Here is a 7291-nt window from a genome sequence, read left to right as displayed (position 1 = left end):
GTAACCTATGTAAACGTGTACCGCCGAAGTCTTTCGTCCAGCCTCAACACCTGAAAACTTGCGTCTTCAAGTAATCGAGACTCGCAAGGACTCCGCCGTCCACGTTTCTCTTTCTTCATCTTCACTTGTCAAACAGCCCGGGGCCCTCAAGACCCCACTTCCATTTCTGGAAGGGTTGCGAAGACCTCATTCGACGGCAAATGACAACCGATGGGTATCGGCTGTTGATTCACTCATCTTAGTGAGGAGCTTCACGGGCACGAAAACATGCCTTGGCCAAGGGCCAAGACAGCGCCGCGCTCAGTGGGCGGTTTATAAGCCTGCCCAATCGGCATTGTCAACGGTTGATGTCAACAAATCGTCGCATCGCTGCGGGAATCTCGCACTGCAAAGAAGTCCCGTTTTTAAAAGACTTCGCGCCGTACTTGAGCCACAATCCTGCGACGTTCTGACTGTTACGTAAGCACTGAATCGCCGGGCGCCAAGGGGGGCTGCCGGCGCTCCTCTACCTTAGGGATCGACGATCTTAATCCGTCGCCGGTTCCTGGAAACATCGAGAGATTTGCACGCCATTGATGTTCGTGATTCCGGCCGGTGTTTAGGCCTTCGATTCCCGGACATTCAAGCGGCACGCCTTGTTTTTCGGATCTCCCCTTGAAGGGGGAACGCGGGACAAGGATGAAAGCACGTCTTGTCGAATGCTGATGGAATTTCGGGGGACGGTGGTTTGAGCCACGGCACGTCACGCGGGGGAGGCTACGGGCGCGAGACCGGGATCATTGATCTTGGTCATGAGCCGCCACTTTCCGTCGATGGCTCAGAGGCCGCGGTGATCGATCGCCGCCGCGTTTCCGTGCAATGGTTTAGCGGCACCATCCTGACTGGCCTGTGCGGCGCGGCTCTCATCGGCGGCGCCGTTTTTGCGTCGCTCGACGGCGAAATGACGTTTGCCAAGGTCCCGGAACGGGTCGAAGGCGCGCTACGCGGCGCGTTCGGCGCCAGCGACAAGAGCGCGAGTTTGCACAAAGGCGACCGGCTGCCGCCGCCCGGCGAATCGACCGCCTCCCGCAACGTGGTGCGGGTTTCGACCGTCACCCGGGTCGGCAACCGCGACGTGATGCGGGTGCGGCCGTTTATCCGCATCTCCGGCAACCTTTCGATGGCGACCAGCGATCTCAGCGCCAAGATCCCGCCGTTCAACGCGCAGCGCATGCTGACGGATGTCGGCTCCGCCGCCCCGGCCAACCCCGACGATCCGAACGCCGTCGAACCGGATGCCGAGGTTTCGTTCGTGACCAAGGATCTCGCGCCGATCCTGCCAAAGGCGAAAATCGCCGCGGTTGTCGCGCTCGACGAGATTCTGCTGCGCGTCCGCGACGCATCGAATTGGCGCAGCAACAACGGCGGCGTGCGTTACACCCTGGCCAATGCGACGGCCGATGCCGGCGGCGCGCAGCCCGATCTCAAAATGGCCTACGCCGCCGAGGGTACCGCCGCCGACCCCTATGCCGGGTTTGAAACCCGGGTGGTCCCGGAAAACGTGACACTGCTGCCAAAGACAAAGGACCAGACCACCGGCGGCAATCCATCCAACGAACGCATTCATGTCGTCAAGAAAGGCGATACCGTCATATCGATCATGCGCGACCAGGGTGCGACCCCCGAGGAGGCGAAATCAATCGCCGCTACGCTCGGTGTCCGCGGCCGCGACGGCGGACTGAAGGAAGGCGAGAAGCTGCGCATCCTGATGGCGCCGGCAGGTCCCGGCCTGCGGCTACAGCCCTACCGCGTGATCGTCGCCAACGAATCCGCCGTCGAAGCGGTGGCCGCATTGTCCGACCTCGGCAAATATGTCGCCGTCGACGTGCAGAGCATGAACACCGTCACCGAGACCGCCGACACCAGCGACGATGACGATGATGATGACGGCAGCGGCGTGCGGCTCTACCAAAGCATCTACGAGACCGCGCTCCGCAACAAGGTGCCGTCGTCGATCATCGAAGACATGGTGCGCATCTATTCCTACGACGTCGACTTCCAGCGCAAGGTGCAGCCGGGCGATTCGTTCGATGTGTTCTATGCCGGCGAGGACGAAGGCTCGACCATCACCGAGAAAAACGAGGTGCTGTACGCCGCCCTCACCGTCGGCGGCGAGACCAAGAAATATTATCGCTTCCAGACCCCCGACGATGCGGTCGTCGATTACTACGACGAGACCGGCAAGAGCGCGAAGAAGTTCCTGGTGCGCAAGCCCGTCGGCAACGCGATCATGCGATCGGGTTTCGGCAGCCGCCGCCATCCGATCCTCGGCTATGTGAAGATGCATACCGGCGTCGACTGGGCGGCACCCTATGGCACGCCGATCTTCGCCTCCGGCAACGGCGTCGTCGAAATCGCCGGCCGGGAAGGCGGCTACGGAAACTACGTCAAGCTCAAGCACAACAACGGCTATGAAACCGCCTACGGGCATATGTCGGCGTTTGCCAAGGGAATGGAGCCCGGCAAGCGGGTGCGGCAGGGCCAGGTGATCGGTTTCGTCGGTTCAACCGGGCAATCGACCGGCGCCCACGTCCATTATGAAATCATGGTCAACGGCCGCTTCGTCGATCCGATGCGCATCAAACTGCCGCGCGGCCGCTCGCTCGAGGGACCGCTGTTGACGAACTTCGAGAAGGAGCGCGACCGCCTCGATGCCCAGATGAGCAATCGCGGCGGCGCCCGCATAACGGAAGCCACCGGCACGCCGTTGCGGCAGGTCAGCAATCGCTGAAGCCCTGCGGGTGAGTGAGCTCGTCCGCAATCACCTTGTCCAACTGCTGCGCAGCCTCGGATCAGCCACGCCTCCGATCGATCCTACAATGTTGCGAACGTTGTATGACCGCAAGGACTATCCAGCCATGCTGGGTTGGATCAAGAATTCGATGCGGCTCGATCTAAGCGTGGGCTTGCGGATCGTGGATTCAACTAAACCTTCGGCACCGATGTGGATCGAGACGCCGAAGCGCATGCCATCATATGGAACGCGCGAATTCCGAAATACACGAGTGATTGTCAACGTGCGCCGCGATCTGGTTGAAACCAAACCATTCGGTTGGGTCGTGGCTGGCTTTGCGCACGAACTTTCTCACGTCGTACTGTTTTCGATCGGGCATCCGCTCCAGCACGAAGAGAAAGCCGTCGATCTGACTGCGATGATCCTCGGCTATCCGACGTTTGTCGAAAGCGCAGAGATCACAAAGACGAAAGGATGGCTGACTTCGATCCTCCTCGCGCTTTTGCTCGCGCCGCTGGGGGTTTTGTTCTGGCGCGGGACATCGACTCAAACGACGCGTCTTGGCTACCTCACGAAATCTGATGCTTCGTTCGCACGAAATCTGCTAGCGAACGCGCCCAGAACGGCCTGACTGCGAGTCCCCTCCGACGGCGGTATTCTCGCTAACGGGTGGAATAACCTCAGTGCAATTTCCGTTTCGGTACCGGCGCCTCGAACTGCGCGATTTCGGCAGTCTGCGGCGCATTGCCGTTGAAGGTCAGCACATTGCCTTCTGTTGAAATCGCAATCCGATCGCCGTCCACCACATCGCCGGCAAGGATCATCTCCGCCAGAGGATCCTGAACTTCGCGCTGGATCACCCGCTTCAGCGGCCGCGCGCCATAGGCGGGATCCCAGCCCTTGGCCGCCAGCCAGTCGCGGGCTGAGGCATCGAGCGTGAGTTCGATCTTGCGTTCCTCCAGCAGCCTTTGCAGCCGGCCGAACTGGATCTCGACGATCCGGCCCATCTCGCTCTTCTGCAGGCGATGGAACAGGATGATCTCATCGACGCGGTTGAGAAACTCGGGACGGAAATGCGCACGCACGGTGCCCATGACCTGCTCGCGCACCGCCGACGTATCCTCGCCTTCGGGCTGGTTGACCAGGAATTCCGATCCGAGATTCGACGTCATGATGATCAGCGTGTTGCGGAAATCCACCGTGCGGCCCTGACCGTCGGTGAGGCGGCCATCATCGAGCACCTGCAACAACACGTTGAACACGTCGGGATGCGCTTTTTCGATCTCGTCGAACAGCACCACCTGATAAGGCCGCCGCCGCACCGCTTCGGTGAGCGCGCCGCCCTCGTCATAGCCGACATAGCCGGGAGGCGCGCCGATCAGCCGCGATACCGAATGCTTCTCCATGTATTCGGACATGTCGAGGCGCACCATGGCGGTTTCGTCGTTGAACAGATATTCCGCCAACGCCTTGGTCAGTTCGGTCTTGCCGACTCCGGTCGGGCCCAGGAACATGAACGAGCCCATCGGGCGGTTCGGATCCTGCAGTCCTGCGCGCGAACGGCGAACGGCGGTCGCGACCGCATGCACGGCCTCGGCCTGGCCGACCACGCGCTGGCCGAGACTGTCTTCCATCCGCAACAGCTTGTCCTTCTCGCCTTCGAGCATCTTGTCGACCGGCACGCCGGTCCAGCGCGATACCACCTGCGCGATATGATTGGCCGTGACGGCTTCCTCCATCATCTCGCCGTTGTTTTCCTTGGCCTCGATCTCGGCAAGTTTCTTCTCAAGCTCGGGGATCCGGCCATAGGCCAGTTCGCCCGCGCGCTGATATTCGCCGCGGCGCTGCGCGTTGGCGAGTTCAACACGCAGGCCGTCGAGTTCGCTCTTCAGCTTCTGCGCATTCGACAGCTTGTTCTTCTCCGCGCTCCAGCGCGAGGTCAGGTCGGCCGAGTTCTTTTCGAGATCGGCGAGTTCCTTTTCCAGCGTCTGCAGCCGGCTTTTCGAGCCGGCGTCATGCTCCTTCTTCAGTGCTTCCTGTTCGATCTTGAGCCGGATGATTTCCCGATCCATCGAATCGAGCTCTTCCGGCTTGGAATCGACCTGCATCTTCAGCCGCGCCGCGGCTTCGTCCATCAGGTCGATCGCCTTGTCGGGCAAAAATCTGTCGGTGATGTAGCGGTTCGACAGAGTGGTCGCCGCCACCAGCGCCGAATCGGTGATGCGCACGCCGTGGTGCTGCTCATATTTGTCCTTCAGGCCGCGCAGGATCGAGATGGTATCCTCGACGGTGGGCTCGGAGACAAAGATCGGCTGGAACCGGCGTGCCAGTGCCGCGTCCTTTTCGACGTGCTTGCGATACTCGTCGAGCGTGGTCGCACCGATGCAATGCAGTTCGCCGCGCGCCAGCGCCGGTTTCAGCAGGTTGGACGCATCCATCGCGCCGTCGGCCTTGCCGGCACCGATCAGCGTGTGCATCTCGTCGATGAACAGGATGATGCTGCCCTCGGCCGAGGTCACTTCCTGCAGCACGGCTTTCAGCCGCTCCTCGAACTCGCCGCGATATTTCGCGCCTGCAATCAGCGCACCGAGATCGAGCGCCAAGAGCTTCTTGTCCTTGAGGCTCTCCGGCACGTCGCCGTTGAGAATCCGCAGCGCCAGGCCTTCGACGATCGCGGTCTTGCCGACCCCGGGCTCGCCGATCAGTACCGGATTGTTCTTGGTGCGGCGGGACAGCACCTGAATGGTGCGGCGGATTTCCTCGTCGCGACCGATCACAGGGTCGAGCTTGCCGTCGCGCGCCGCTTGGGTGAGGTCGCGGGAATACTTCTTTAGCGCGTCAAAGGCGTTCTCAGCCGTGGCGCTGTCGGCGGTACGGCCCTTGCGCAGGGCTTCGATCGCGGCATTGAGATTCTGCGGCGTGACGCCGCCCTTTCTCAAGATGCCGCCGGCGTCACTGTCCTTTTCGAGCGTCAGCCCGAGCAGCAACCGCTCGACGGTAACAAAACTATCGCCGGCTTTCTCGGCCGACTTTTCCGCCGCGTCGAACGCACGCGCCAGTTCCGGCGCAAGATAGACCTGCCCGGCACCGCTTCCCGACACTTTGGGCAATTTGTTGAGCGCGTCTTCGGTCGCTTTCAGGATCGCGCGCGAATTACCTCCGGCACGGTCGATCAGACCGCCGGCGAGACCTTCGCTGTCGTCCAGCAGCACTTTAAGCATGTGCAGCGGCGAGAACTGCTGGTGGCCGTCGCGTTGCGCCAGCGATTGCGCCGACTGGATAAAACCGCGTGCACGTTCGGTGTATTTTTCAATATTCATCGTTTGATTTCCCTCAGCCTACCGCTCCGCCCCGAAGGCACGGATGCAGCATCTTCATTGGGTTTCCGCGGGGCCGCATTGACATTCCTCAACCGGCAGCGGTCGTCGCCGGCGGTCACGCCGGGTTGACGCAAATGTGGGCATCGGGTTCCCGGAACGGAAGAGGCCCGGTTTGGAATTTCCGCGGCGGTAGCGCACGGGCGGGGAATCTCCCAACAAGCCGGATGCCGCGTCCAGACTACCCGGATCGACGGTATTTATCGCTATCCCGTCAAGGCCTCACCCCGGAACGCCGAAATGATCGCCGGCGGCGACATTGCCGCCGGCGACCGGGTAACGATCAGCCCGCCGGCATGACGTAGGCGTAGATCCGGCCGCGCGAAACCGGCGCTTCCACGACGCGGTTGCGGTTGTTGCCGGAGACCAGGATCGGATTGCCCGGCGGCGTCGATACCGCTGACCACGCCGACATGGCCGCCGCCGCGCCGTCCCATCACCGCGATGGCGCCGATCTGCGGGCCGGCCACGCGCTGACCGTAGCCGGCGAACGAACTGGCCATATCCGAGCCGGTGCCGTGATGACCGGACCGCTCAAGAACCATGTTCATGAACCGCGCGCACCACAGGCTGCGGCGGCCGGTGGGATTGCCACCGATGTAACGGCGCGCTTCGGCGACGACATCGGATGAGTTGAAACCGCTTGCCGCCGCCGGGCCGCGCGGGGCAGAGCCCGAGGCAATGCTGGCATTGCTGTCGGCAAAACCGTGCGCCTGGATTTGCGCCACGCCACGCTCCCAGCGCGACCCGCGCACGATGTGCCGATAGTGGCGATAGTGGCGATACACGATATGCCGATAGTGGCGATGAATGTGATGCCGTCTGATGTAATGGCCGAGGTGACGCGTGTGAGCGTGCCGCCCTGCGCCGTGGTGAGACCTTGCCGAAGCCGAGGTGGCCGATGCGACGATTGCCACCAAACACAATGCCAGCGCCACAACAACGCGAAGCGACCGGCGAAACGCAACCAACTGAACCATACTCTATCCTCTGTGACACCCCCACATTCCCCGTCGGCCGCAAGCGCGTTCGGCAGAAATGAAACGCGCTGAAGACCGGCATCCGCTGCGGTATGCAAGTTTCGGTGTGGCGAGAGCAAGACGCGATGCGGCAGCGCAAGATCAGTTTCGGGGTCATTGCG

At 61.9% G+C, this 7291-nt stretch carries 3 protein-coding genes and 1 pseudogene; 2 read left to right on the top strand and 2 right to left on the bottom strand.

All coding sequences use genetic code 11. The features are described 5' to 3' along the window. Positions 1 to 727 precede the first annotated feature (727 nt). Together E7813_RS21565 and E7813_RS21560 are read left to right on the top strand one after the other, a co-directional pair. On the top strand, positions 728 to 2770 hold the full coding sequence (locus E7813_RS21565) for a M23 family metallopeptidase (RefSeq protein WP_291577295.1): 2043 nt from the start codon (positions 728 to 730) through the stop codon (positions 2768 to 2770). Between the two features lie 10 nt (positions 2771 to 2780). Next, positions 2781 to 3404: a hypothetical protein gene (locus E7813_RS21560; protein WP_291577290.1), complete on the top strand. Its 624-nt coding sequence runs from the start codon at positions 2781 to 2783 to the stop codon at positions 3402 to 3404. 49 nt (positions 3405 to 3453) lie between these two features. On the opposite strand, the gene clpB is transcribed toward E7813_RS21560, so the two are convergent. After that, positions 3454 to 6093: an ATP-dependent chaperone ClpB gene (clpB, locus tag E7813_RS21555; protein WP_291577289.1), complete on the bottom strand. Its 2640-nt coding sequence runs from the start codon at positions 6091 to 6093 to the stop codon at positions 3454 to 3456. A gap of 340 nt (positions 6094 to 6433) precedes the next feature. Then, positions 6434 to 7130, bottom strand: a pseudogene (locus tag E7813_RS21550) (TIGR02594 family protein). Positions 7131 to 7291: the final 161 nt, after the last annotated feature.

Source organism: Bradyrhizobium sp. (genome assembly GCF_004799405.1).
Classification (GTDB): Bacteria; Pseudomonadota; Alphaproteobacteria; order Rhizobiales; family Xanthobacteraceae; genus Bradyrhizobium.
The sequence above is the reverse complement of the archived record's forward strand: the minus strand, read 5'-3'. Positions and strand labels throughout refer to the sequence as shown.

Coding starts and splice junctions, on each gene's coding strand:
- clpB (WP_291577289.1), bottom strand. CDS start 6,093: ATGAATATTGAAAAATACACCGAACGTGCACGCGGTTTTATCCAGTCG.